This window comes from Pseudomonas psychrophila (assembly GCF_001043005.1).
In the GTDB taxonomy this organism is placed as follows: domain Bacteria; phylum Pseudomonadota; class Gammaproteobacteria; order Pseudomonadales; family Pseudomonadaceae; genus Aquipseudomonas; species Aquipseudomonas psychrophila.
On sequence record NZ_JYKZ01000010.1, the window covers coordinates 152,689 to 174,322 of the forward strand.

Genomic DNA, 21,634 nt, shown 5'->3' on the forward strand with positions numbered 1-21,634 from the left:
ATGCTGAGCCCCTACATGTCACCCGTTGAGCGGGTCTGGTTCTACAGCTTGCGCATTCTTTGCGGGCTGATTCTGCTGTTCCTGATTTTGCCGGTTCTGGTGATTATTCCGTTGTCGTTCAACTCGGGCAGCTTTCTGGTGTATCCGCTGCAAGGCTTTTCGTTGCACTGGTATCAGGACTTCTTCGCTTCAGCTGAGTGGATGCGTGCCTTGAAAAACAGCGTGATCGTGGCTCCGTTGGCCACCGTGCTGGCGATGGTATTTGGCACGTTGGCGGCGATCGGCCTGACCCGAAGTGATTTTCCGGGCAAGGCACTGGTGATGGCCCTGGTGATCTCGCCGATGGTGGTGCCAGTTGTGATCATCGGTGTGGCCAGTTACCTGTTTTTTGCGCCGTTGGGCATGGGCAACAGCTACATCTCGCTGATCGTGGTGCATGCGGTATTGGGTGTGCCGTTTGTAATCATTACCGTGTCGGCCACGTTGCAAGGTTTTAACCAGAACCTGGTGCGAGCGGCTGCCAGCCTGGGTGCTTCACCGCTGACCGCCTTTCGTCGAGTGACATTGCCACTCATTGCACCGGGGGTGATTTCAGGTGCGCTGTTTGCCTTTGCGACATCGTTTGATGAAGTTGTGGTCACCCTGTTTCTGGCTGGGCCTGAGCAGGCGACCTTGCCACGGCAGATGTTCAGCGGCATCCGTGAAAACCTCAGCCCTACCATTGCTGCAGCGGCCACCTTGTTGATCGCGTTTTCGGTGGTGTTGTTGCTGACGCTGGAATGGTTGCGCGGTCGCAGTGAGAAGTTGCGCACGGCGCAGGCTTAAACCCAGCAGGCATCCCACAAGGGGTAATCGCCGATCCGCGTGGTCAATTGGGCGCGGATCGGGTTTTTGATGAGGTAGCGGGCGATGTCTTTTATGTCCTCCTCTTGCCTGACTGCCCTGTCGTTATAGCCCTTTTGCCACAACCGTCCGCTGGATTGACATGCCTGATTGACCGTTACGCTGCTGCGTGATTTGAAGCGGCACATCAACTCGCCCAAGGTTTTACGGCGTAGCTCTACGAGCCAGTGGCAGTGGTCGGGCATGACCACCCAGGCTATGGACCTGACGATACCTTCGTCATGAGCTTGCCGAAACTGGTTCACCACAAGACGGCCCAGATGGAAGTCGGTAAAAACTGGCCGGCGTAGTTCGGTGACGGTGGTGAGTAGGTATATGTGGCCGGGCTCGGAGTAGCGTCCGATACGCAGGCGACAAGCGCTGTTTGAAATTGGCAATCCATTGCCCTCAGTTTTGGTTTTTTCTAACGCTAGATCAGCCATCGACAAGTTAACAAGCAAACACTTAACCGGATATTGCACTCTGCTACGGTTGGCATTGGGCCAATCATCGCGGTCACGGTGTGCGGCACATAGCCAGCGGTATACAATGCGCGCCACCGTGTTTAGCCCACTAAAAGGTGCGTCATGCAGCCCTTCGCTATTGCCCCATCGATTCTTTCTGCCGATTTCGCCCGTCTTGGCGAAGAAGTGGACAACGTACTCGCCGCGGGTGCTGATATCGTTCACTTCGATGTCATGGACAATCATTACGTGCCCAATCTGACCATCGGCCCGATGGTATGCGCCGCCTTGCGCAAGTACGGCATCACCGCCCCCATCGATGCGCATCTGATGGTCAGCCCGGTTGACCGGATCATCGGCGACTTCATCGAGGCAGGCGCGACCTACATCACGTTCCACCCCGAAGCGACCCAGCACATCGACCGCTCCTTGCAACTGATCCGCGAAGGCGGCTGCAAGGCAGGTCTGGTGTTCAACCCGGCGACACCGCTGGATGTGCTCAAGTACGTCATGGACAAGGTCGACATGATCTTGCTGATGAGCGTCAACCCGGGTTTTGGCGGGCAAAAATTCATCCCGGGCACGCTGGACAAGCTGCGAGAAGCCCGTGCGTTGATCGATGCTTCCGGTCGCGAAATTCGCCTCGAAATCGACGGTGGCGTGAACGTTGGCAACATCCGCGAAATCGCTGAAGCAGGCGCCGACACCTTTGTCGCCGGTTCAGCAATTTTCAATACCCCGAACTACGAAGAAGTCATTCAAAAAATGCGTGCCGAGCTTGCGTTGGCACGACCATGAGCCGTTTTGAGCAGCTACTCCAAGGTCAGTTGCCAAAGCTGGTGATGTTCGATCTGGATGGCACCCTGATTGATTCAGTACCGGATTTGGCTGTCGCCGTGGAGAGCATGCTGCTCAAATTGGGCCGCCCCCCCGCCGGCATTGAGAACGTGCGGCTGTGGATCGGAAATGGCGCACCCATGCTGGTGCGTCGTGCCCTGGCAGGCGACATGGACGGCAGCGGTGTCGACGACGCCGACGCCGAGCAGGCGCTGGAAATTTTCATGGAGGCTTACGATGGCGGCCATGAGCACACCAAGGTTTATCCCGGCGTACGCGAAAGCCTTAAGTGGCTGCAAAAGCAGGGCGTTGAAATGGCCTTGATCACCAACAAGCCTGAGCGCTTTGTTGCGCCTTTGCTGGATGAGTTGAAGCTGGGACGGTTTTTTCGCTGGATTATCGGTGGTGATACCCTGCCACAGAAAAAACCCGACCCTGCCGCGCTGTTGTTTGTGATGAAAATGGCGGGTGTTACTCCCGCCCAGTCGATGTTTATCGGCGATTCGCGCAATGACGTGCTGGCGGCAAAGGCTGCCGGTGTGCGTTGCGTAGCCCTGAGCTATGGCTACAACCACGGTCGACCGATTGAAGAAGAATCACCGGATATGGTGATTGGTAACCTGCAAGAACTGATAGCCGGTTGCTTAGATTCTACGCCTGAGATAACGTTGGGCAATTCTGCTTCCCCCTCTCGAAGAGACTCTATCGTGGTGGTCACTCGCAAACTCTGGATGAAAGTTATCAAGGCCCTGGCCCGTTGGCGTTGGCGCGCCTGACTTGAATCTGGCCGCACAGTCGGCACGTTTGCACACCTGACCGTTCTACCCTCAGACCACGAGGCACCTCATGATCCGCGAAGAATTCCTGCGTTTGGCCGATGCCGGCTACAACCGTATCCCCCTTGCACGTGAAACCCTTGCTGACTTCGACACACCGCTGTCGATCTACCTGAAACTGGCTGACCAGCCCAACTCCTATTTGCTGGAGTCGGTGCAAGGCGGTGAAAAGTGGGGCCGTTATTCGATCATTGGTTTGCCCTGCCGCACGGTTTTGCGTGTGCATGATCACCAGGTCAGCGTGACTCATGATGGTATCGAGATCGAGTCCTGCGAAGCTGAAGATCCACTGACCTTCGTTGAAGCGTTCAAGGCTCGATATAACGTGCCGACCATTGCCGGTTTGCCGCGTTTCAATGGTGGCCTGGTGGGCTACTTCGGTTATGACTGCGTGCGCTATGTAGAAAAGCGTCTGGGCAAGTGCCCGAATCCTGATCCACTGGGTGTGCCAGACATTTTGCTGATGGTGTCGGACGCTGTTGTAGTCTTCGATAACTTGGCCGGTAAGATGCACGCCATCGTGCTGGTTGATCCGTCTCAGCCTGAGGCCTATGAAGAAGGTCAGGCTCGGCTTGAGGCACTGCTCGAGCAGCTGCGTCAGCCGATTACCCCACGTCGTGGCCTGGACTTCACTGCACAGCAAGCAGCTGATCCGGTGTTCCGCTCCAGCTTCACGCAGAACGACTACGAAAAAGCCGTCGACACGATCAAGGACTACATCCTCGCAGGCGATTGTATGCAGGTGGTGCCGTCGCAGCGTATGTCCATCGATTTCAAGGCCGCGCCGATCGATTTGTATCGCGCGCTGCGTTGTTTCAACCCGACGCCCTACATGTACTTCTTCAACTTTGGCGACTTCCACGTAGTGGGTAGCTCACCGGAAGTGCTGGTGCGGGTCGAAGACAACCTGATCACCGTGCGCCCGATTGCCGGTACTCGCCCCCGTGGCGCCACCGAAGAGGCCGATCTGGCACTCGAAGAAGACCTGCTCAGTGATGACAAGGAAATCGCCGAGCACTTGATGCTGATCGACCTGGGTCGTAACGACACGGGCCGTGTCTCTGAAATCGGCTCGGTCAAGCTGACCGAGAAGATGGTGATCGAGCGTTATTCCAACGTGATGCACATTGTGTCCAACGTGACGGGCCAACTGAAAAGCGGGCTGACAGCGATGGACGCACTGCGGGCGATTCTGCCGGCGGGCACGTTGTCCGGCGCACCGAAAATCCGCGCCATGGAAATCATCGATGAGCTGGAACCGGTCAAGCGTGGTGTCTATGGCGGCGCGGTCGGTTATTTCGCCTGGAACGGCAATATGGACACCGCAATTGCCATCCGCACGGCGGTGATCAAGAACGGTGAGCTGCATGTACAGGCTGGCGGCGGCATTGTCGCTGACTCGGTCCCGGCCCTGGAATGGGAAGAGACGCTGAACAAGCGTCGTGCAATGTTCCGTGCCGTGGCCCTGGCCGAGCAAACCCCGCGGGATTGAACCTTGTGGCATCCATTGTGGGAGCGAGCCTGCTCGCTCCCACAAAAACTGCGGTGTTTTTAGAAGTTCAAGCTAATCCCGATATTGGCTCCCTGCTGAGCTACATCATCACTCTTCCTTACGTTGTAAGCCGCCTGCAGCATAAGGTCGGCGGTCAGCTTGTGGCTGATCCCCAGGCTGATGCGGTCAAGGTTGCTTTGCGGTGTATAGCCTTCGAGCTTGAAACTGTTGTTGGGCAGGCTATTAAGCGCGATGCTCAGGCGCTGAGTGGCATCCTGAAACTCATGCTCATGGGCGGCTTCGCCAAACACCCGGGTCTGGGCAGTGAACTGGTAGCTGGCGAGCAAGCCCGCGCCAATGCGACTTGAAACGAGTGTCTGCTCTTCGAAACTCAATGCGGTCGAGCGCCGTCCTTTTTCTTCATAACGGCTGACCTCTACTCGCGCGTAATCGGCGCTGATAAAAGGCGACAGGCTCCACGGAGCCGAGGCCTGTGCGATGTCATACCCCAGACGTGTGCTTAATGCCCGCAGGTGGCCGTCGGTTTGTCCTTTCTCCATCCCTTCGCTGGTGCCAAGGGCGAATTTTCGATTGAGGTCGTCGTAATCCAGTCTGCCCAGGGTCAGCGCGGCATCACCCCACCAATGATTGTGTTGGTATTGCGCAAATACGCTGCCCAGATAGCTATTGAGTTTGTAGTCCGATTCGTGGGCGCCCGTTTCGAGGCGTTGCCGGTAAAGTCCGGTCGCAACGCCCAGTCGCCAGTGTTCATCCAGTCGATAGCTGGTGCCGATATTGACGTTAAAGCCTCTGCCATCAGCACTGACAGAGGTGTTTTGCTCGTCAATACTCAAGCGTTGCCCACCCCCCGCGACGAACGCTCGCCATTGCCCTGGAGCTTGCCATTGACGGTTGTCGCTGCCCCACTGATTACGCAGTTGGTCTTGGTGGGCGTTCAGCGTGCCTTGTGCCATCACCGGTAGTAGCGTCACCTCCCACGGGGCGGCGAGCAATGAGTGGGCATAGTCGGCGATTAACCGTTGCCCTGCTTCGGTGGGGTGGACCGAGTCGTTGAATAACAGCCTGGCGGGATCGGGTGTCGGGCTGCTGATGCCGTACTGCGGGTTCTCTGTGCATTCGTCACCGCTGAAGCAGGTGCCCACGAGGTTGTGCCCGGTGGCCAGGCCAAAACGGAAAGGATCGGAGACCGCCTCACGGAACAAGAGCGGGATGTTGAGGGGGATGACTTCAGCATCTATCTGGCTGAGTTGATGGGCCAGTTCGGTGTTGAATGCAGCGCTGAGGTAGCTGCTGCCGGCCTGTGCAGGTGTGCCGTAAATGGCCGGGGTCAGGCCCAGGTCAGGCAACATCCAGACCATGATGTAACGCGCCCCGGCCTGTTGCAGGGCGAAGGCGCTGTCTGCCAGATTCTGCGCGGCTTTACCTGCCTCGGCGGGGTTTCTCACTCTCTCGTCAAGGAAGTCGTTACCGCCGCCGGAGATGAAATACAACGCTTTGGGGTCGGCTTTGAAGCCGTTTTCCACCAGGTAGCCGCGTCGGCTGCGCAATGTTGAGCCTGCCCCGAACCAGTCTCTGGGTACGGTTACTTTTGACACTTTGGTAATGGATTTGAATATCTGGTCAGTCCGATATCCGCCAACTGCCCAGTTGTTGCCATCGATGTCGCCGGTCATCGACGTCGACGGCGCAAGATCGCCGGGGGCGACGCCCAGCTTTGCTCCCAACAGCATCGGTGCAACAGGAGCATAGGCTTCACCCTTGAACTCCTTGTAAGTAGGCCCGGTGCGGTTGGTGAAGCGGGTGCTGTCGCCGACGGCGCCACTCAAGTCGATGTATTGCCCCGAGTCACTCAAACTGTCGCCGAACACGATCATCGTGGAGTAGGGGGTTGGGGCCGCTATTACGCGTTCGCTAACGAAGGACAGGATGCATCCCGCCAGGGGGATGAGGAGTGAAAGTCTGCGCATGAGGAGATCTTTTTTTATTGTTGGGAGCGCGGACACTATCAAAACAATTTGTATTAAGTGTTTCGTGTCAAATAAAGACACAAAGTATTGTCTATCTGTTTTGCCCCGTATTTGCTGCCCCGTGTTGCGCCTTCTGCGAGGCTACGTTACTGTGCCGGGACGTAGAAATGAGACCCTTCCTGTGTTGATCATCAGCAAACTCTTTATGCGAGTTCTCAAGGCCCACGGCCGTTGGCGTTGGCGCGCCTAATATTTCTCTGCCGGCCTCGCCGGACCTGCCCCTTGCGTTTTCATGAATGGCTGCCCCTCGGTTGGTGTGTTCAAACCAGCAACTGAAACTGCGGGCATAGCGTTCTGAAAACAGTTTTGAATGTCAGTGAATTCAGAGGTTTAGCAACATGCTGCTGATGATCGATAATTACGACTCTTTTACTTACAACGTTGTGCAGTACCTCGGCGAGCTGGGTGCAGAGGTCAAGGTTGTACGCAACGATGAATTGACCGTGGCCCAGATCGAAGCGCTCAAGCCTGTGCGCATTGTGGTCTCGCCGGGCCCCTGCACGCCGAACGAGGCGGGTATTTCCCTCGAAGTCATCAAGCACTTTGCCGGCAAGCTGCCGATCCTGGGCGTGTGCCTTGGGCATCAGTCCATCGGCCAGGCATTTGGCGGTGATGTGGTTCGTGCCCGGCAAGTGATGCATGGCAAGACCAGCCCGGTGTATCACCTCGATAAAGGGGTATTCCAGGGCCTGAACAATCCGTTGACCGTGACCCGCTACCACTCGCTGGTGGTCAAGCGTGAAACCTTGCCGGACTGTCTGGAACTCACCGCCTGGACTCAGCTTGAAGACGGCTCTGTGGACGAGATCATGGGCCTGCGCCACAAGACGCTGAACATCGAGGGGGTGCAGTTTCACCCTGAATCGATCTTGACCGAACAGGGTCATGAATTGTTTGCCAACTTTCTTAAACAAACCGGCGGCACGCGCTAAGGACTTCAAATGGACATCAAGACAGCCCTGAACCGTATCGTCGGTCATCTCGACCTGACCACTGATGAGATGCGCGACGTCATGCGCGACATCATGACCGGTCAATGTACCGAAGCGCAGATCGGCGCGTTCATGATGGGCATGCGCATGAAGAGCGAAAGCATCGACGAGATCGTCGGTGCCGTGACGGTCATGCGCGAGCTGGCTGACAAGGTTGAACTCAAGACCCTCGATGGTGTGGTCGACATTGTGGGTACCGGTGGTGATGGCGCGAATATTTTCAATGTGTCAACGGCTTCGGCGTTGGTGATTGCCGCAGCAGGCTGCACCGTGGCCAAGCATGGCAACCGTGCTGTCTCGGGCAAAAGCGGCAGTGCCGACTTGCTGGAAGCAGCCGGGGTATACCTGAACCTGACACCGGTTCAAGTCGCCCGTTGCATCGACAGCGTGGGCATCGGTTTCATGTTTGCCCAGTGTCATCATGGCGCCATGAAGCACGCCGCTATCCCGCGTCGCGATCTTGGCCTGCGTACCCTGTTCAATATGCTTGGCCCGCTTACGAATCCGGCCGGTGTGTTACATCAGGTGGTCGGCGTGTTCAACCAGGCTCTGTGCCGTCCGTTGGCTGAAGTGTTGCAGCGTTTGGGCAGCAAGCACGTATTGGTAGTGCATTCCCAGGACGGGCTGGATGAATTCAGCCTCGCAGCCCCCACCTATGTTGCAGAGCTGAAGAACGGCGAGATCACCGAGTATTGGGTTCAGCCTGAAGATCTGGGTATCAAGAGCCAAAGCTTGTTCGGTCTGGTAGTTGACAGCCCAGAGCAGTCGCTGGTGCTGATTCGCGATGCGTTGGGTCGTCGTAAAACTGAAGCGGGCCAGAAAGCCGCTGAAATGATCGTACTCAATGCGGGCGCCGCCTTGTACGCCGCGGACCTTGCCTACACTCTCAAAGAGGGTGTGGAGTTGGCCCACGACGCGTTGCACACCGGATTGGCCCGTGAAAAGCTCGAAGAGCTGGGTGCATTTACCGCGATTTTCAAGCAGGAGAATGAAGCATGAGTGTGCCAACCGTTCTGGAAAATATTCTGGCGCGTAAAGTTCAAGAGGTTGCCGAGCGTAGCGCCCGCGTGAGCCTGGCCGAACTTGAGCGTATGGCCGCTCTGGCTGATCCTGTTCGCGGTTTTGCCAGCGCGTTGCTGGCGCAGGCCAAGAAAAAACAACCTGCGGTGATTGCCGAAATCAAAAAGGCTTCACCGAGCAAGGGCGTGATTCGCGAGCACTTCGTGCCTGCCGAAATTGCCAAAAGCTACCAGTCGGGCGGCGCGACGTGCCTGTCCGTGCTGACCGATATCGATTACTTCCAGGGTGCCGACGCGTACCTGCAGCAGGCCCGTGAGGCCTGTACCTTGCCGGTGATTCGCAAGGATTTCATGATCGATCCGTATCAAATAGTCGAAGCCCGGGCTTTGGGTGCCGATTGCGTGTTGTTGATCGTGTCCGCTCTGGACGACGTGAAAATGGCCGAGCTGGCAGCTGTCGCCAAAAGTGTAGGGCTTGATGTGTTGGTTGAAGTGCATGATGGCGATGAGCTTGAGCGCGCACTGAAAACCCTGGACACGCCGCTGGTGGGTATCAACAACCGCAACCTGCATACCTTTGAGGTCAGCCTGGAAACCACGCTGGATCTGTTGCCGCGTGTGCCACGCGATCGTCTGGTGATTACCGAAAGCGGAATTCTTAACCGTGCGGATGTTGAGCTGATGGAAATCAGCGAGGTGTATTCGTTCCTGGTTGGCGAGGCCTTCATGCGTGCCGAGAATCCGGGCAATGAGTTACAGCGATTGTTCTTCCCTGAGCGTGCTGTAGCGGTAACCGGTTCGACACTGGACTGACTCGCAAAACTACCTGTGGGAGCGAGCCTGCTCGCGATGGCATCAGCGTATTTACCTGATAGACCTCGGCGCCTGCATCGCGAACAGGTTCGCTCCCACAGTCATTGTTGTTCTGCGCTCGAAAGGATTCGCATGCCTCTGATCAAACACCTCACCGTCGAAGCTGGCCTTAAGGCCGAGCAGGATTTGCTGGCCTCGGTTTGTGCCGGTGAAATGGAGGCGGGTGTGTTGTTCTGGCAGCCCACGGATCGGGCGTTGGTGATGCCGCGGCGTCTGAGTCGCTTGCCGGGTTTTGAGCAGGCCTGTATTGAGTTGGCTGCCAGTGGCTGGCCGATTCTGTTGCGTGAGACCGGTGGCGAGCCTGTGCCTCAGTCCGCCTCGACGATCAACATCGCTCTGGTCTACGCACCTTTGCGCAGTGAAGGCGATCACGGGCGCATCGAAACTGCGTACCGGCGCTTGTGCGAACCTATTTGTGATTTGCTGACACAGTTGGGCGGGACGGCATCATTGGGGGAGGTTGAAGGCGCATTTTGTGATGGCCGTTTCAACGTCAATCTCAATGCACGAAAACTGGTGGGTACCGCTCAGCGCTGGCGCCAGAGTCAAGGTGGGCAGCGACCTGTCGGTCTGGTACATGGTGCATTGCTGGTAAATAACGAACGTGAGTCGATGGTGGCAGCGGTCAATCGTTTCAATCAGCTGTGTGATCTGGAGCAACGCTGTCTTGCCGACAGTCACATCGCCTTGCACGAAGCGTTCGCTGCCCCTGATTTCTTTGAGCGCCTGAGTGCCAGTTATCAACAGATTTTGGCACCCTTGCTCAAGTCTTAGCGTGTGCCGAAGACCACCATGGTTTTGCCTTTGACGTTGACCAGGTTCTGTTCTTCCAGACCTTTGAGTACGCGTCCTACCATCTCTCGAGAACAGCCGACGATTCTGCCGATTTCCTGGCGGGTGATCTTGATTTGCATGCCGTCCGGATGGGTCATGGCATCGGGTTGTTTACACAACTCAAGCAGACAACGTGCAACCCTTCCGGTGACATCAAAGAATGCCAAATCACCGACCTTGCGCGTAGTGTTACGCAGGCGTTGTGCTATTTGGCCACTCAGCGCGTAAAGAATTTCTGGTTCTTGCTGAGTGTATTCTCTGAACTTTGGATAGCTGATCTCTGCAACTTCGCACTCGGTCTTGGCTCGAACCCATGCGCTGCGCGACTGCTCTTGCCCCGCTTGTTCAAACAAGCCCAATTCGCCAATAAAGTCTCCGCTATTGAGGTAGGCAATGATCATTTCACGACCTTCCTCGTCCTCAATCAACACTGTGACCGAGCCTTTGATAATGAAGAACAGGGTGTGTGAAGACTCACCTGCACAAATGATATTACTCTTGGCTGGATATCGTTTGCGTTGGCAAAAAGTCAAAAACTTGTCGAGGTTTTTGATCTTGGGTATGGGAGTAAGAGCAACCATGGTTGTATCCCGAGAAGCGTACACAGTAAGGGTTAAATCTATTTTTATATAGAGCGCTTTCTGGCTGGCGCCAGCGATTTGGCGCCAGCTTACCAGACAGGTTCTGTGCGGATTGCAGAATTTTCTGAGTGTCTGGCCAGAGAAACGCTTCAGTGCGGTGAGTTATCAGTTTCCGGCCCTGTGCTAAGCTGGCGCCCCTTTTAAAACAGTGGAGTCTGGGTGATGAAGGCACGCATTCAATGGGCTGGCGAAGCCATGTTTCTGGGCGAGTCAGGCAGCGGCCACGTCGTTGTGATGGATGGCCCGCCTGAAAGCGGTGGTCGTAATCTGGGCGTACGCCCGATGGAGATGCTGCTGCTAGGCTTGGGTGGTTGCAGCAACTTTGACGTTGTGAGCATTCTCAAGAAGTCGCGTCAGGCGGTTGAGAGCTGTGAGGCGTTCCTGGAGGCGGAGCGCGCCACCGAAGATCCAAAGGTTTTCACCAAGATCCATCTGCACTTTGTGGTCAAGGGCCGTGGTTTGAAAGAAGCCCAGGTCAAGCGTGCCATTGAGTTGTCGGCCGAGAAGTATTGCTCGGCCTCCATCATGCTTGGCGCGGCAGGCGTTGCCATCAGCCACGATTACGAAATCATCGAGCTGGGCTGAGCAGTGTTTCAGCCTTCAAGGCTGAGCCGGGTCGCCGTTACGCCAGCAGCATAAAAAAGGGCCTGAACTCAGCCCTTTTTTTATGCGCCTGTATTGCTCATGCGGTGGCCGCTGTCGAAGGCAAGAGGCTGCGATCAGATGCGGTACGTGCTTTTGGTCATGACCTTGGCCATCAGGCTCATGCCGAACTTGATCGGGGCAGGGAAGCGGAAGCCACCCGCATTGAGTGCAGACTCAGCGTGCTGCTCTTCGTCGATCCGCATTTGCTCAAGAATTGCCCGGGACTTTTCGTCCTCGGCCGGCAACTGCTCAAGGTGCTCGTTCAGGTGCTTGCACACCTGATCTTCGGTCGCCGCCACAAACCCCAAGCTGACTTTGTCGCTAATCAGGCCTGCGGCCGCGCCGATCCCGAAGGACATGCCGTAAAAAAACGGGTTCAGCACGCTGGGATGGCTACCCAATTGGCGGATGCGTTGCTCACACCAGGCCAGGTGATCGATTTCTTCATCAGCTGCATGTTCCATTGCTTCGCGCACGTGCGGGAGCTTGGCTGTCAGTGCCTGACCCTGATACAAGGCTTGAGCACAGACTTCGCCGGTGTGGTTGATGCGCATCAGACCGGCAACATGGCGAGTGGCCTGCGAGTCTAGCGGGTTTTCAGGTTTGACGATGGCCGGTGATGGCCGATGAGGCTGTCCGCTGAAGGGCAGCAATGTGCGCAGGGCGGTATCGGCTTGTAACAGAAGACGGTCAATCGGCGAGTAGTGACGTTGGTTAGTCATGCTTACCTCCGGAAAAAATCACGGCGGTCAGTTTACCCCAATCACAGGGGTAGCGTTTGCGTTGGATCATGGATGGAGGTGGGAACCGTGCGGCTCCCACGTCAAAGTCGCGTACCAATCAGCCCGGCGGCCAATTCATCTGGCGTTGACCCAACACGTGCATATGAATGTGGTAAACCGTTTGGCCACCCTTTTCATTGCAGTTCATCACCACGCGGAAGCCGTCGTCGCAGCCCAGCTCTTTGGCAAGACGTTGTGCTGTGAAGAGAATATGGCCGGCCAGCAGCTTGTCTTCTTCGGCCAGGTCGTTGAGCGTGCGTATCGGCTTTTTCGGGATAACCAGAAAGTGGACCGGTGCTTGCGGGGCGATATCGTGAAAAGCGAGCACTTGATCATCTTCATAGATGATCCTGGCGGGTATTTCACGGTTGATGATCTTGGTAAACAAAGTATCCAAAGCAGTGTCTCCGTGAGTGAAGTCCGGTTTGAGTGTACTCAGGGCAGTGAGTTACGCCCAGTCGTCGTTAGCGAGGGCAGTAGGATTTGTTGACCGAGGCGGCTATTTTCCGCGTCATCCAGCGAGGGATAACGCGCGGAAAGCGAGATAGCCAGCGGTTGCGACGTCCTGGAATGATGATCGCCTTGTTTTTATCGAGCGCCCGCACGGTGTAAAGCGCAACTTCTTCAGGACTCATGGCACCGGCACTTTGCTTGATGGGGTCGGTGTTCATTTTGGCCGCATCAAAAAAACGGGTTCGGGTGATACCTGGGCAAAGTACCGAGACCTTGATACCGGTTTTTTTCACTTCTTCGCGCAAGCCTTCTGAAAAATGCAGGACGTACGCTTTGCTGGCGAAGTAGGTGCTCAGCCACGGACCGGGCTTGAAAGCTGCAATCGAGGACACATTGAGAATCTGCCCGCCGCCCTGTACCGCCATCATGTTGCCAATGGCATGGCACAAGCGGGTGAGTGCCAGCACGTTAAGTTCGATCAGGTCTTGTTCGGCGCTCCAGTCATGGGCCAGGAAAGGGCCGCAAGTGCCGATACCCGCGCAATTGACCAGCAGGTCGATCTGACGGTCACCTTCTTCAAGCTCCAGCAAAAAGCCTGACAAACGCAAAGGCTCACCCAGGTCGCAGGCGCGGAACAATACCTCGACGCCAAAACGCTGGGTCAACTCAAGCGCAATGGTTTCCAGCGCATCCCGCTGGCGGGCCACCAAAATCAAACTGCGCCCGCGTCGGGCAAGAGCCTCAGCCAGAGCCAGGCCAATGCCGCTGGAGGCGCCGGTGATTAAAGCGTAACGGGTCATGCTGTTCTCCATTGCAACGGTACAGTCCGGTGACAATGATGTCCCTGGCGTTAACGCGTTCATTAAGGCGGGCAGTCTACATGCTGTTGCTGTTGACTGCGTTGATCAACGCAGTCAACAGGCCCAAAGCAAAAAGGGCGATCATTACGCAGATGCTCAGTCCAATCAGAAAGATGGTAATCGCGGCCAGAACATTCACTGCCCGGCTGTTCGGCGGTGGCGGTGGCCCGTATTTATTAGGGCCGGGTGTGCCAGGCATTAACAGCATCATCAGGGCCAGGACCAGATTGGCCACGGGTACCAAATGCAGCAACAGCATCCATGCGGACCAGTTGAGGTCATGTAAGCGCTGAGCGCTGATTCTCAGGCTGATGATGAAATAGGCCAGTGTGAGGGTTGCACCGCAGGTAATGCCAAGCGTGGGAGAGACCTTGATGGCGAGCAAAACCAGAAGTGATGTCACCATGGCGATGATGGTGATTACCATGCTCCAGGCCAGCAGTCGTAAACGCCCGATCCGGCCGCTGAACCCTGTTGGGTCTAGCACCGCGTACTGTTCTTGAGGTGTTTTGTTAAGGCTAAGCTCGGCCACAGTGGCTTCCTTGTCCGGAGAGGGTTAAAAAAACCCGCCGAGAATGGCGGGCTTGGTAATGTCAGTGTTGCGGCCAATGCTGGGCGAGCCTTGAAGTGAGGCTTTGCGCCTTGCGGTATTCCTCATCCAGGCGTGCGATCAATTGATCGGTTGTTGGCAGGTCGTGGATTTCTCCTACACCTTGGCCAGCAGACCAGACCGTTTTCCACGCTTTGGCTTCATCGGTCAGTGGTTTGAGTTTATTGCTTGCACCTGTTTCGTTTTTGCCTTGGAGTGCCGCGAGGTCGAAACCTGCATTTTCAAGACTCTGGCGCATAAAACTGGCGGGCACACCCGATACCGCCGGGGTGTGAATGATATCGGCGGCGCGGGATGCCAGCAGCATATCTTTGTAGGCGTCAGGTGCATGGCTTTCTTGGGTAGCGATAAAGCGTGTGCCAAGGTAGGCAAGGTCTGCCCCCAAAATCTGGGCTGCGAGAATCTCGTGCCCATGATTCATGCAACCTGCCAGCAGTACGGTCTTGTCGAAAAACTGTCGTATTTCGGCGAGCAATGCAAAAGGGCTCCAGGTACCAGCATGACCGCCAGCTCCTGCAGCGACGGCAATAAGGCCGTCGGCCCCGGCTTCAGTTGCTTTCTCAGCATGACGTCGGGTGGTGACATCGTGAAAAACCAAGCCACCGTAGCTGTGAACGGCATCAACGACCTCTTTGACTGCCCCCAGGCTCGTAATCACGATCGGCACTTTATGTTCGATGCAAATCGCCAGGTCTGCCTGCAGCCGTGGGTTGCTGTTATGCACAATCAGGTTCACGGCGTAGGGGGCAGGGTTATCCAATACGGCGAGTCCAGCTTCGATTTCTTCAAGCCAGGCCTTGAAACCACTGCTCTCGCGCTGGTTGAGTGCAGGAAAACTGCCTACCACTCCATTGCGGCAGCAGGCCAGGACAAGCTTGGGGTTGGAAATCAGAAACATGGGGGCTGCAACTACCGGCAGGCGCAAGCGTTGTTCAAGCAGGGCGGGCAGTGACATGGATAACCTCGGATCGTTAAGAAGTGAGTTTAAAACGGTTTGACCACGGCCAGAATTACGATCGCCAGCAGAAACACGACCGGTACTTCGTTGAACCAGCGATAGAACACATGGCTGCGTTTGTTCTCGCCGCGGGCAAAGCGTTTTACCTGCGCACCACACATGTGGTGATAACCGATCAACAGGATTACCAGCGTCAGTTTGACGTGCATCCAGCCCTGGCTGAAATAGCCGCTTGGGTTGAGGCTGATCAACCAGCCGCCGAAAATCAGGGTCGCAATCATTGCCGGGCCCATGATGCCGCGATACAGCTTGCGTTCCATGATGCTGAATCGCTCTTTGCTAACGCAATCGTCGCTTTGTGCGTGGTAAACAAACAGGCGGGGCAGGTAAAAGAGGCCAGCAAACCAGCAGACGATGCTGATGATGTGAAAGGCTTTGAGCCATAGATAAAGCATTTTTAGTTATTCCCAGGTTCACGGTAGATCAAATAGTAGTAGTAGAGCGCCCGGGAGTCACCTTGGCGGTTGTCGCAGGGGCTCGGTATCCCTATTATCGAGGGCTTTCCAGTGGTTTCGTTGAGGGCAGGTTATGGTCAAGGTCGGTATTGTCGGCGGCACGGGTTACACCGGGGTCGAATTGCTGCGTTTGCTGGCACAGCACCCGCAGGCTGAAGTGGTTGTCATCACTTCTCGATCCGAGGCTGGCCTGCCAGTTGCCGATATGTATCCCAACCTGCGCGGTCATTACGACGGCTTGGCCTTCAGCGTGCCGGACACTCAAACACTGGCAGCGTGTGATGTTGTGTTTTTCGCAACGCCTCACGGTGTAGCCCATGCCTTGGCTGGCGAACTGCTGGCTGCAGGCACCAAGGTTATCGACCTCTCGGCGGACTTCCGCTTACAGGATGCTGATGAGTGGGCCAAGTGGTACGGCCAGCCTCACGGTGCTCCAGAACTGCTGGAAGAGGCGGTTTATGGTTTGCCGGAAGTGAATCGCGAACACATCAAGCAGGCACGACTGATTGCAGTGCCGGGATGCTATCCCACCGCAACTCAATTGGGGTTCATTCCTTTGCTGGAGGCGGGTCTGGCGGATACCGCGCAGTTGATCGCTGACTGCAAGTCGGGCGTGAGCGGCGCCGGTCGTGGCGCGAGTGTGGGTTCGCTGTACGCCGAAACGTCAGAAAGCATGAAAGCCTATGCAGTAAAAGGTCATCGTCATCTGCCGGAAATCCGCCAGGGTTTGCGTCGCGCAGCTGGGAAAGACGTAGGCCTTACCTTTGTACCGCACCTGACGCCGATGATTCGCGGTATCCACTCCACGCTGTACGCGACCGTAGTCGACCGCTCTGTTGATCTGCAGGCGCTGTTTGAAAAGCGTTACGCCAACGAACCGTTTGTTGATGTGATGCCTGCGGGAAGCCATCCGGAAACCCGGAGTGTGAGGGGCGCCAATGTATGCCGCATTGCCGTGCATCGGCCACAGGATGGCGATCTGGTCGTGGTGCTGTCTGTGATCGACAATCTGGTCAAGGGCGCTTCTGGTCAGGCCGTTCAGAACATGAACATTATGTTTGGCCTGGATGAGCGTCTGGGCTTGTCACACGCTGGCATGCTGCCTTAAGGCAGCAGGTTTTAAGCGCCAGGCAGTCATTTAGGGGGGGCGTTTTATGAGCCTCTTCCAGACAGCAGCCTGGCGTTGCTACTTATGAATAGTTGACCGCTTTTCTAGGAGAAGCGGATAATGCGCGTCATCACGCATTATGGCGGCATAGCGCCGGGAGATAGTCAGCATGAGCGTCGAATCCTTCACCCCCATGGCTTTGCAATTCACCGAAGGTGCTGCGCACAAGGTGAAGAGCCTGGTCGATGAAGAGGGTAATGATCGTTTGAAGTTGCGCGTTTTTGTTACGGGCGGCGGTTGTTCCGGTTTTCAATACGGTTTTACCTTCGATGAAGAAGTGGCCGATGACGACACCCTGGTTGAGCGCGAAGGCGTAAGCCTGGTGGTCGATCCAATGAGCTTCCAGTACCTGGCGGGTGCCGAGGTGGATTATCAGGAAGGTCTGGAAGGGTCGCGTTTTGTGATCAAGAACCCTAATGCCACCACAACCTGTGGTTGCGGATCATCGTTCTCGATTTAAATGTGTCGTACAGGCTTCAAACTCAACGCCGCGTAGATTCGCGGCGTTTTGCTGTCTGCGCGTTGAGCTTAGCGTTCAGGCGGGGTAGATGGCGCCCAATATGCGCAGGCCGCGTGCGCCAGTGACGCTGGGGCGGTTGGTAGGGATGCTTTCCAGGCAGCAGTGCGCCAGCCATGCAAAGGCCATTGCTTCGACCCAGTCGGGGTCTACCCCTTTGACCTGGGTGCTGTTCACTTGGGCGGGAGCCAGTAAGTCTGCCAGTCGGGCCATCAATGCAGCATTGTGTGCGCCGCCACCGCATACCAGCAGTTCGTCAGTGTTCGGCTGAGCGGCGCGCAGTGACTCTACGATGGTCTGTGCGGTGAGCTCCAGCAAGGTTGCCTGAACGTCTTCGGCCGGGAAGGTCGGAAGGTTGAACAGATGCTGTTTCAGCCATGCCAGGTTGAACACCTCGCGCCCGGTGCTTTTCGGGCCTTTGGTCTTGAAGAAGGGATCGCTGAGCAGGGCATTGAGCAACAGTGGCTCAACCTTGCCGCTGGCTGCCCATTGTCCGTTATGGTCATACAGTTCACCGCGCCGCTCTTGTATCCAGGCATCTAGCAGTACGTTTCCTGGGCCGCAGTCGAATCCTGCAACGGGAGCAGTAGGAGTTATCAGGCTTAGATTGCTGAATCCGCCTACGTTCAGTACTGCCCTGCTTCCGATGTCAGCCGTGAACAAGGCTTCGTGAAAGGCAGGCACCAAGGGTGCGCCCTGGCCTCCGGCCGCTACGTCACGACGACGAAAATCACCTACGACGCAGATGTTGGTCAATTCGGCCAGGAGTGCCGGATTGCCGATCTGTACGGTGAAGCCTTGGGCGGGCTCGTGCCGTATGGTCTGGCCATGACTGCCGATCGCCCGGATATCTGATGGGGAGAGTTGTTGCTGAGCAAGGAGCGCGTTGACACCCTGTGCGGCCAGTTCTACCCAGTGATTCTCGGCGATTGCGCAGCGGGCCACTTCGTCATGGCCGCTGGCGCACAACCCCAGGAGCTCGCTGCGCAGCGCTTCTGGCATCGGGGTGTAATGGGTAGCGAGCAGAGTCATGCCAGGCTCGAGCTCTATAAGAGCGATGTCCATGCCGTCCAGGCTGGTACCGGACATCACACCTATATAGAGGGCCATTGCTTAGCGCTTGCTCGAGGCCAGGAGGGTGGCCTTTTCCTGGTTCATGCGGGCCATCAGTGGCTGGCTTTGTTGCAGGAAGCGGGTGCGTTCAGCTTTGGCAATCGGATCGGACATAGGCAGCTTCTGGCCCAGCGGATCAACGTGGACGCCATTGACCTGGAACTCGTAGTGCAGATGCGGACCGGTCGAAAGGCCGGTTGTGCCGATGTAACCAATCACTTGGCCCTGCTTGACCGAGCCGCCGGTTTTGACGCCTTTGGCGAAGCCCTGCATGTGACCGTAAAGCGTGCGGTAGGTGTTGCCGTGTTGAATGATTACGGTGTTGCCGTAGCCGCCACGACGACCAGCCAGCAGTACTTTTCCATCGCCGGTAGCTTTGATTGGAGTGCCCCGGGGGGCTGCGTAATCTACGCCTTTGTGAGCACGGATCTTGTTCAGGATCGGATGCTTGCGACCTGAAGAAAAGCGCGAACTGATGCGGGCAAAGTCTACAGGGGTGCGGATGAATGCCTTGCGCATGCTGTTGCCGTCGGCGGTGTAGTAATTGCTGTTGCCTTGCTTGTTGGTGTAACGAACCGCGGTAAAGGTTTTGCCGCGATTGGTGAAGCGCGCAGAGAGAATGTTGCCAGTGCCTACGGTTTTGCCGTTGATCACTTTCTGCTCATAGATCACTTCGAACTGGTCGCCTGGTCGGATGTCCTGAGCGAAGTCGATGTCGTAGCCAAATACCTTGGCCATATCCATCGTGGTGCTGTGAGGCAAGCCTGCACGCTGGCCAGAGACCGAAAGCGAGCTGCTGATTACGCCATGGGCGTACGCAGTGCGCATGGTCGGTTGTGTGGTGACCCTGCGAAAGGTATAGCCCTTGGCGCTTTTATTGAGGGTAATGGTCTCAAGATCGCTGACCTGACTATGCAGTTTGTTCAGCTGCAAGCCGTCGGGACTCATCTCAAATTCGAGCTTTTGGCCATGCTTGAGCTGGCTGAATTGCTTGGCTTGCTTGTCGCTGGCCAGGACTTCATGCACAGAGGTAGGTGGCAGGCCAACCTTCTGGAACAAGGTTGAGAGCGTGTCGCCCTTGCTTACGATCACTTCGCGATGGGTAGGTGCGGCTGGTGCTTCAGGTTCGACTTTGGCAGTCGCAACCGGTGCGTTGTCCTGCTGTTCAATCTGTGCAAATGGCGATGGATTCGCTTCATTTGTGGCTTGAACGAGCTCGGCAGCGTCTTGATCTTGTGTCAGTTGTTCAGCAGGTGTTTCCAGCTCCAGATTTAGAGTTGTTCTTTTTGCTTCCACTTCGCTGGAGGGAAATACCAGCAAGGCCAAGCTTAAGAGAGCGGCGATACCACTTGCGGCGAGCAGGTGGGTCTTCGGATAAAGCGGTGGCGCTTTAGGCGGTTGACTGGTCATAGATGATTTTGACTTTGAGATAAAGGGTGAATTGGAAAAGATGACTGACACATTGAATATGAAATAACTGTATAAAATATAACCAAATCGCCCTTGAAGCAAGTCCGCGAGCTGTTCACGCGCGGATAGTCAGCCGTATGCCGGCCAGAACTTGTAATTAGTCCCTGATCTTGTATCGTTGGTTCCCTTTGAATTTGAGCCTTACGGGTCTGATATGAAGTCGGTTGAAGAGCAGCTAGCGCTAATAAAGCGGGGTGCCGAAGAGGTACTGGTCGAATCTGAATTGGTCGAGAAACTCAAGCGCGGTCAGCCGTTGCGTATCAAGGCCGGATTCGACCCGACCGCACCTGATCTGCACTTGGGTCATACCGTACTCATTAATAAGCTGCGCCAGTTCCAGGAGCTGGGTCATCAGGTGATCTTCCTTATAGGTGATTTCACTGGAATGATCGGTGACCCGAGTGGCAAGAGTGCTACGCGTCCACCGCTGACGCGTGAGCAGGTACTTGCGAACGCCGAGACCTACAAGACTCAGGTTTTCAAGATTCTTGATCCGGCTAAAACCGAGGTGGCATTCAACTCCACCTGGATGGATCAAATGGGGCCTGCAGACTTCATTCGTCTGACGTCTCAATACACCGTTGCTCGCATGCTTGAGCGCGATGATTTCGACAAGCGTTACACCACCAATCAACCCATCGCGATCCATGAGTTCCTTTACCCGCTAGTGCAAGGGTATGACTCGGTTGCATTGAAGGCGGACGTTGAACTGGGCGGTACAGATCAGAAATTCAATTTGCTGATGGGGCGTGAGCTGCAGCGCGGCTATGGTCAGGAAGCGCAGTGTATTGTGACAATGCCTCTGCTTGAAGGCTTGGATGGCGTCAAGAAGATGTCCAAGTCCCTGGGTAACTATGTGGGTATCCAGGAAGCGCCGGGTGTGATGTATAGCAAGCTGGTGTCTATTCCTGATGCGTTGATGTGGCGCTACTTCGAATTGCTGAGCTTTCGCTCGATGGACGAAATCCATGCGTTCAAGGCTGATGTCGAGGCGGGGGCTAATCCGCGTGATATCAAGATCAAGCTGGCTGAAGAGATCGTGGCTCGATTCCATGGCGAAGAGGCTGCTGCCAATGCGCACCGTGGAGCTGGTAATCGAATGAAGGATGGTGAATTGCCAGATGATTTGCCTGAAGTGGAGTTGACCGCTGCTGAGGATATGCCGATTGCGGCTGTTCTTAATAAAGCTGGGCTTGTTAAGAACTCAGCGGTGGCCAGAGATCTGCTGGGTTCGGGTGGTGTGCGTATAGATGGTGAGGTGGTTGATCGCTCCTATATATATGCACTGGGTTCTACCCACGTTTGTCAGGCTGGGAAGAAGGCTTTTGCGCGAATTACGCTAAAAGCTGAATAAGTAGGAAATTAGTGCTGGACGGCGCATTTTATTAGCCTATAATGCGCCCACTTCCGGCGCAGTCGAAACGGAAAACTCCTTGAGTTTCAATGAGTTGGATTAGTTTTCGGTAGTGTCAGCTTCAAGTCATCGAAGCAGGAAATGAGGTGTTGACAGCAGCGTGTAACGCTGTAGAATTCGCCTCCCGCTAACGAGAGATCGAAAGCGCAAGTGGTTGATGTTACAGAGGAAACTTTGAAAACATCTTAAAATAACCGCTTGACAGCAACAG

23 protein-coding genes are annotated in these 21,634 nt (G+C 55.8%); 12 read left to right on the plus strand and 11 right to left on the minus strand.

All coding sequences use genetic code 11. The annotated features are described in order from the left end of the window. Positions 1–825 carry an ABC transporter permease gene (locus TU76_RS19235; protein ID WP_019823113.1) on the plus strand — a complete coding sequence of 275 codons (825 nt, stop codon included), beginning with the start codon at positions 1–3 and terminating at the stop codon, positions 823–825. On the opposite strand, the gene TU76_RS19240 is transcribed toward TU76_RS19235, so the two are convergent. Beyond that, positions 822–1,280 carry an REP-associated tyrosine transposase gene (locus TU76_RS19240; protein ID WP_048352344.1) on the minus strand — a complete coding sequence of 153 codons (459 nt, stop codon included), beginning with the start codon at positions 1,278–1,280 and terminating at the stop codon, positions 822–824. The two genes, TU76_RS19235 and TU76_RS19240, sit on opposite strands and share 4 nt — an antisense overlap. Positions 1,281–1,469: 189 nt before the next feature. Here TU76_RS19240 and rpe point away from each other — a divergent pair, with 189 nt between their 5' ends. The 3 genes from rpe to trpE all read left to right on the plus strand — a co-directional run bounded on the left by rpe (position 1,470) and on the right by trpE (position 4,511). Further along, positions 1,470–2,144, plus strand: coding sequence for a ribulose-phosphate 3-epimerase (rpe, locus tag TU76_RS19245; RefSeq protein WP_019823117.1), 675 nt, complete (start codon positions 1,470–1,472; stop codon positions 2,142–2,144). Further along, a complete protein-coding gene (locus TU76_RS19250) occupies positions 2,141–2,959 on the plus strand; it encodes a phosphoglycolate phosphatase (protein WP_048352338.1) in 819 nt (272 codons plus the stop codon). The genes rpe and TU76_RS19250 overlap by 4 nt, the downstream gene beginning before the upstream one ends. A gap of 70 nt (positions 2,960–3,029) precedes the next feature. After that, the gene (gene trpE, locus TU76_RS19255) at positions 3,030–4,511 is read left to right on the plus strand and encodes an anthranilate synthase component I (protein ID WP_046810032.1); all 1,482 of its coding nucleotides are present in this window, start codon (positions 3,030–3,032) and stop codon (positions 4,509–4,511) included. 59 nt (positions 4,512–4,570) lie between these two features. Here the strand turns inward: trpE and estP are convergent, their stop codons facing one another. Beyond that, the gene (estP, locus tag TU76_RS19260; protein WP_048352339.1) at positions 4,571–6,499 is read right to left on the minus strand and encodes an esterase EstP; all 1,929 of its coding nucleotides are present in this window, start codon (positions 6,497–6,499) and stop codon (positions 4,571–4,573) included. Positions 6,500–6,897: 398 nt separating this feature from the next. On the opposite strand from estP, the gene TU76_RS19265 reads away from it, so the two are divergent. The 4 genes from TU76_RS19265 (at position 6,898) to TU76_RS19280 (ending at position 10,217) form a co-directional block, all read left to right on the plus strand. After that, complete coding sequence (locus TU76_RS19265; protein ID WP_048352340.1) at positions 6,898–7,491, plus strand: aminodeoxychorismate/anthranilate synthase component II; 594 nt, start codon at positions 6,898–6,900, stop codon at positions 7,489–7,491. 9 nt (positions 7,492–7,500) lie between these two features. After that, entirely contained in the window at positions 7,501–8,550 is a 1,050-nt protein-coding gene (gene trpD, locus TU76_RS19270; protein WP_048352341.1) for an anthranilate phosphoribosyltransferase, read from the plus strand. Beyond that, on the plus strand, positions 8,547–9,383 hold the full coding sequence (gene trpC / locus TU76_RS19275) for an indole-3-glycerol phosphate synthase TrpC (RefSeq protein WP_019823128.1): 837 nt from the start codon (positions 8,547–8,549) through the stop codon (positions 9,381–9,383). Before trpD ends, trpC begins: the two co-directional genes overlap by 4 nt. Positions 9,384–9,515: 132 nt before the next feature. Further along, complete coding sequence (locus TU76_RS19280; protein WP_019823130.1) at positions 9,516–10,217, plus strand: lipoate--protein ligase family protein; 702 nt, start codon at positions 9,516–9,518, stop codon at positions 10,215–10,217. Here TU76_RS19280 and crp read toward each other — a convergent pair. Then, positions 10,214–10,858, minus strand: coding sequence for a cAMP-activated global transcriptional regulator CRP (crp, locus tag TU76_RS19285; protein WP_019823132.1), 645 nt, complete (start codon positions 10,856–10,858; stop codon positions 10,214–10,216). The two genes, TU76_RS19280 and crp, sit on opposite strands and share 4 nt — an antisense overlap. Positions 10,859–11,080: 222 nt before the next feature. Here crp and TU76_RS19290 point away from each other — a divergent pair, with 222 nt between their 5' ends. After that, entirely contained in the window at positions 11,081–11,503 is a 423-nt protein-coding gene (locus TU76_RS19290; protein WP_003444470.1) for an OsmC family protein, read from the plus strand. Positions 11,504–11,637: 134 nt separating this feature from the next. Here the strand turns inward: TU76_RS19290 and coq7 are convergent, their stop codons facing one another. The 6 genes from coq7 to hemJ form a co-directional block, all read right to left on the minus strand. Further along, positions 11,638–12,285 (minus strand): 2-polyprenyl-3-methyl-6-methoxy-1,4-benzoquinone monooxygenase, encoded by a 648-nt coding sequence (coq7, locus tag TU76_RS19295; protein WP_019823137.1) that lies wholly within the window; start codon positions 12,283–12,285, stop codon positions 11,638–11,640. 118 nt (positions 12,286–12,403) lie between these two features. Beyond that, entirely contained in the window at positions 12,404–12,742 is a 339-nt protein-coding gene (locus TU76_RS19300; RefSeq protein ID WP_019823138.1) for a histidine triad nucleotide-binding protein, read from the minus strand. Positions 12,743–12,809: 67 nt separating this feature from the next. Further along, entirely contained in the window at positions 12,810–13,598 is a 789-nt protein-coding gene (locus TU76_RS19305; RefSeq protein ID WP_019823139.1) for an SDR family NAD(P)-dependent oxidoreductase, read from the minus strand. A 76-nt stretch (positions 13,599–13,674) separates the two neighbouring features. Then, positions 13,675–14,190 (minus strand): DUF805 domain-containing protein, encoded by a 516-nt coding sequence (locus tag TU76_RS19310; RefSeq protein WP_019823140.1) that lies wholly within the window; start codon positions 14,188–14,190, stop codon positions 13,675–13,677. Between the two features lie 61 nt (positions 14,191–14,251). Continuing rightward, entirely contained in the window at positions 14,252–15,223 is a 972-nt protein-coding gene (locus TU76_RS19315; protein ID WP_046808571.1) for an NAD(P)H-dependent flavin oxidoreductase, read from the minus strand. Between the two features lie 29 nt (positions 15,224–15,252). Further along, positions 15,253–15,681, minus strand: coding sequence for a protoporphyrinogen oxidase HemJ (hemJ, locus tag TU76_RS19320; RefSeq protein ID WP_019823142.1), 429 nt, complete (start codon positions 15,679–15,681; stop codon positions 15,253–15,255). 133 nt (positions 15,682–15,814) lie between these two features. Between hemJ and argC the strand changes: the two genes are divergently transcribed. Together argC and erpA are read left to right on the plus strand one after the other, a co-directional pair. Then, positions 15,815–16,849, plus strand: a complete 1,035-nt coding sequence (gene argC, locus TU76_RS19325) for an N-acetyl-gamma-glutamyl-phosphate reductase (RefSeq protein WP_019823143.1) — start codon at positions 15,815–15,817, stop codon at positions 16,847–16,849. A 169-nt stretch (positions 16,850–17,018) separates the two neighbouring features. After that, positions 17,019–17,369 carry an iron-sulfur cluster insertion protein ErpA gene (gene erpA, locus TU76_RS19330; protein ID WP_016782396.1) on the plus strand — a complete coding sequence of 117 codons (351 nt, stop codon included), beginning with the start codon at positions 17,019–17,021 and terminating at the stop codon, positions 17,367–17,369. A 75-nt stretch (positions 17,370–17,444) separates the two neighbouring features. Here erpA and TU76_RS19335 read toward each other — a convergent pair whose 3' ends face one another. After that, on the minus strand, positions 17,445–18,536 hold the full coding sequence (locus TU76_RS19335) for an anhydro-N-acetylmuramic acid kinase (protein WP_048352342.1): 1,092 nt from the start codon (positions 18,534–18,536) through the stop codon (positions 17,445–17,447). Between the two features lie 3 nt (positions 18,537–18,539). After that, on the minus strand, positions 18,540–19,949 hold the full coding sequence (locus tag TU76_RS19340; RefSeq protein ID WP_019823149.1) for a peptidoglycan DD-metalloendopeptidase family protein: 1,410 nt from the start codon (positions 19,947–19,949) through the stop codon (positions 18,540–18,542). Between the two features lie 214 nt (positions 19,950–20,163). Between TU76_RS19340 and tyrS the strand changes: the two genes are divergently transcribed. Beyond that, positions 20,164–21,363 carry a tyrosine--tRNA ligase gene (tyrS, locus tag TU76_RS19345; protein WP_019823151.1) on the plus strand — a complete coding sequence of 400 codons (1,200 nt, stop codon included), beginning with the start codon at positions 20,164–20,166 and terminating at the stop codon, positions 21,361–21,363. Positions 21,364–21,634: the final 271 nt, after the last annotated feature.

Excerpts from the sequence above, each read along its gene's own strand:
- TU76_RS19235 (WP_019823113.1), top strand. The coding sequence starts at position 1 with ATGCTGAGCCCCTACATGTCACCCGTTGAGCGGGTCTGGTTCTACAGC.
- rpe (WP_019823117.1), top strand. The coding sequence starts at position 1,470 with ATGCAGCCCTTCGCTATTGCCCCATCGATTCTTTCTGCCGATTTCGCC.
- TU76_RS19250 (WP_048352338.1), top strand. The coding sequence starts at position 2,141 with ATGAGCCGTTTTGAGCAGCTACTCCAAGGTCAGTTGCCAAAGCTGGTG.
- trpE (WP_046810032.1), top strand. The coding sequence starts at position 3,030 with ATGATCCGCGAAGAATTCCTGCGTTTGGCCGATGCCGGCTACAACCGT.
- estP (WP_048352339.1), bottom strand. The coding sequence starts at position 6,499 with ATGCGCAGACTTTCACTCCTCATCCCCCTGGCGGGATGCATCCTGTCC.
- TU76_RS19265 (WP_048352340.1), top strand. The coding sequence starts at position 6,898 with ATGCTGCTGATGATCGATAATTACGACTCTTTTACTTACAACGTTGTG.
- trpD (WP_048352341.1), top strand. The coding sequence starts at position 7,501 with ATGGACATCAAGACAGCCCTGAACCGTATCGTCGGTCATCTCGACCTG.
- trpC (WP_019823128.1), top strand. The coding sequence starts at position 8,547 with ATGAGTGTGCCAACCGTTCTGGAAAATATTCTGGCGCGTAAAGTTCAA.
- TU76_RS19280 (WP_019823130.1), top strand. The coding sequence starts at position 9,516 with ATGCCTCTGATCAAACACCTCACCGTCGAAGCTGGCCTTAAGGCCGAG.
- crp (WP_019823132.1), bottom strand. The coding sequence starts at position 10,858 with ATGGTTGCTCTTACTCCCATACCCAAGATCAAAAACCTCGACAAGTTT.
- TU76_RS19290 (WP_003444470.1), top strand. The coding sequence starts at position 11,081 with ATGAAGGCACGCATTCAATGGGCTGGCGAAGCCATGTTTCTGGGCGAG.
- coq7 (WP_019823137.1), bottom strand. The coding sequence starts at position 12,285 with ATGACTAACCAACGTCACTACTCGCCGATTGACCGTCTTCTGTTACAA.
- TU76_RS19305 (WP_019823139.1), bottom strand. The coding sequence starts at position 13,598 with ATGACCCGTTACGCTTTAATCACCGGCGCCTCCAGCGGCATTGGCCTG.
- TU76_RS19315 (WP_046808571.1), bottom strand. The coding sequence starts at position 15,223 with ATGTCACTGCCCGCCCTGCTTGAACAACGCTTGCGCCTGCCGGTAGTT.
- hemJ (WP_019823142.1), bottom strand. The coding sequence starts at position 15,681 with ATGCTTTATCTATGGCTCAAAGCCTTTCACATCATCAGCATCGTCTGC.
- argC (WP_019823143.1), top strand. The coding sequence starts at position 15,815 with ATGGTCAAGGTCGGTATTGTCGGCGGCACGGGTTACACCGGGGTCGAA.
- erpA (WP_016782396.1), top strand. The coding sequence starts at position 17,019 with ATGAGCGTCGAATCCTTCACCCCCATGGCTTTGCAATTCACCGAAGGT.
- TU76_RS19335 (WP_048352342.1), bottom strand. The coding sequence starts at position 18,536 with ATGGCCCTCTATATAGGTGTGATGTCCGGTACCAGCCTGGACGGCATG.
- TU76_RS19340 (WP_019823149.1), bottom strand. The coding sequence starts at position 19,949 with ATGACCAGTCAACCGCCTAAAGCGCCACCGCTTTATCCGAAGACCCAC.
- tyrS (WP_019823151.1), top strand. The coding sequence starts at position 20,164 with ATGAAGTCGGTTGAAGAGCAGCTAGCGCTAATAAAGCGGGGTGCCGAA.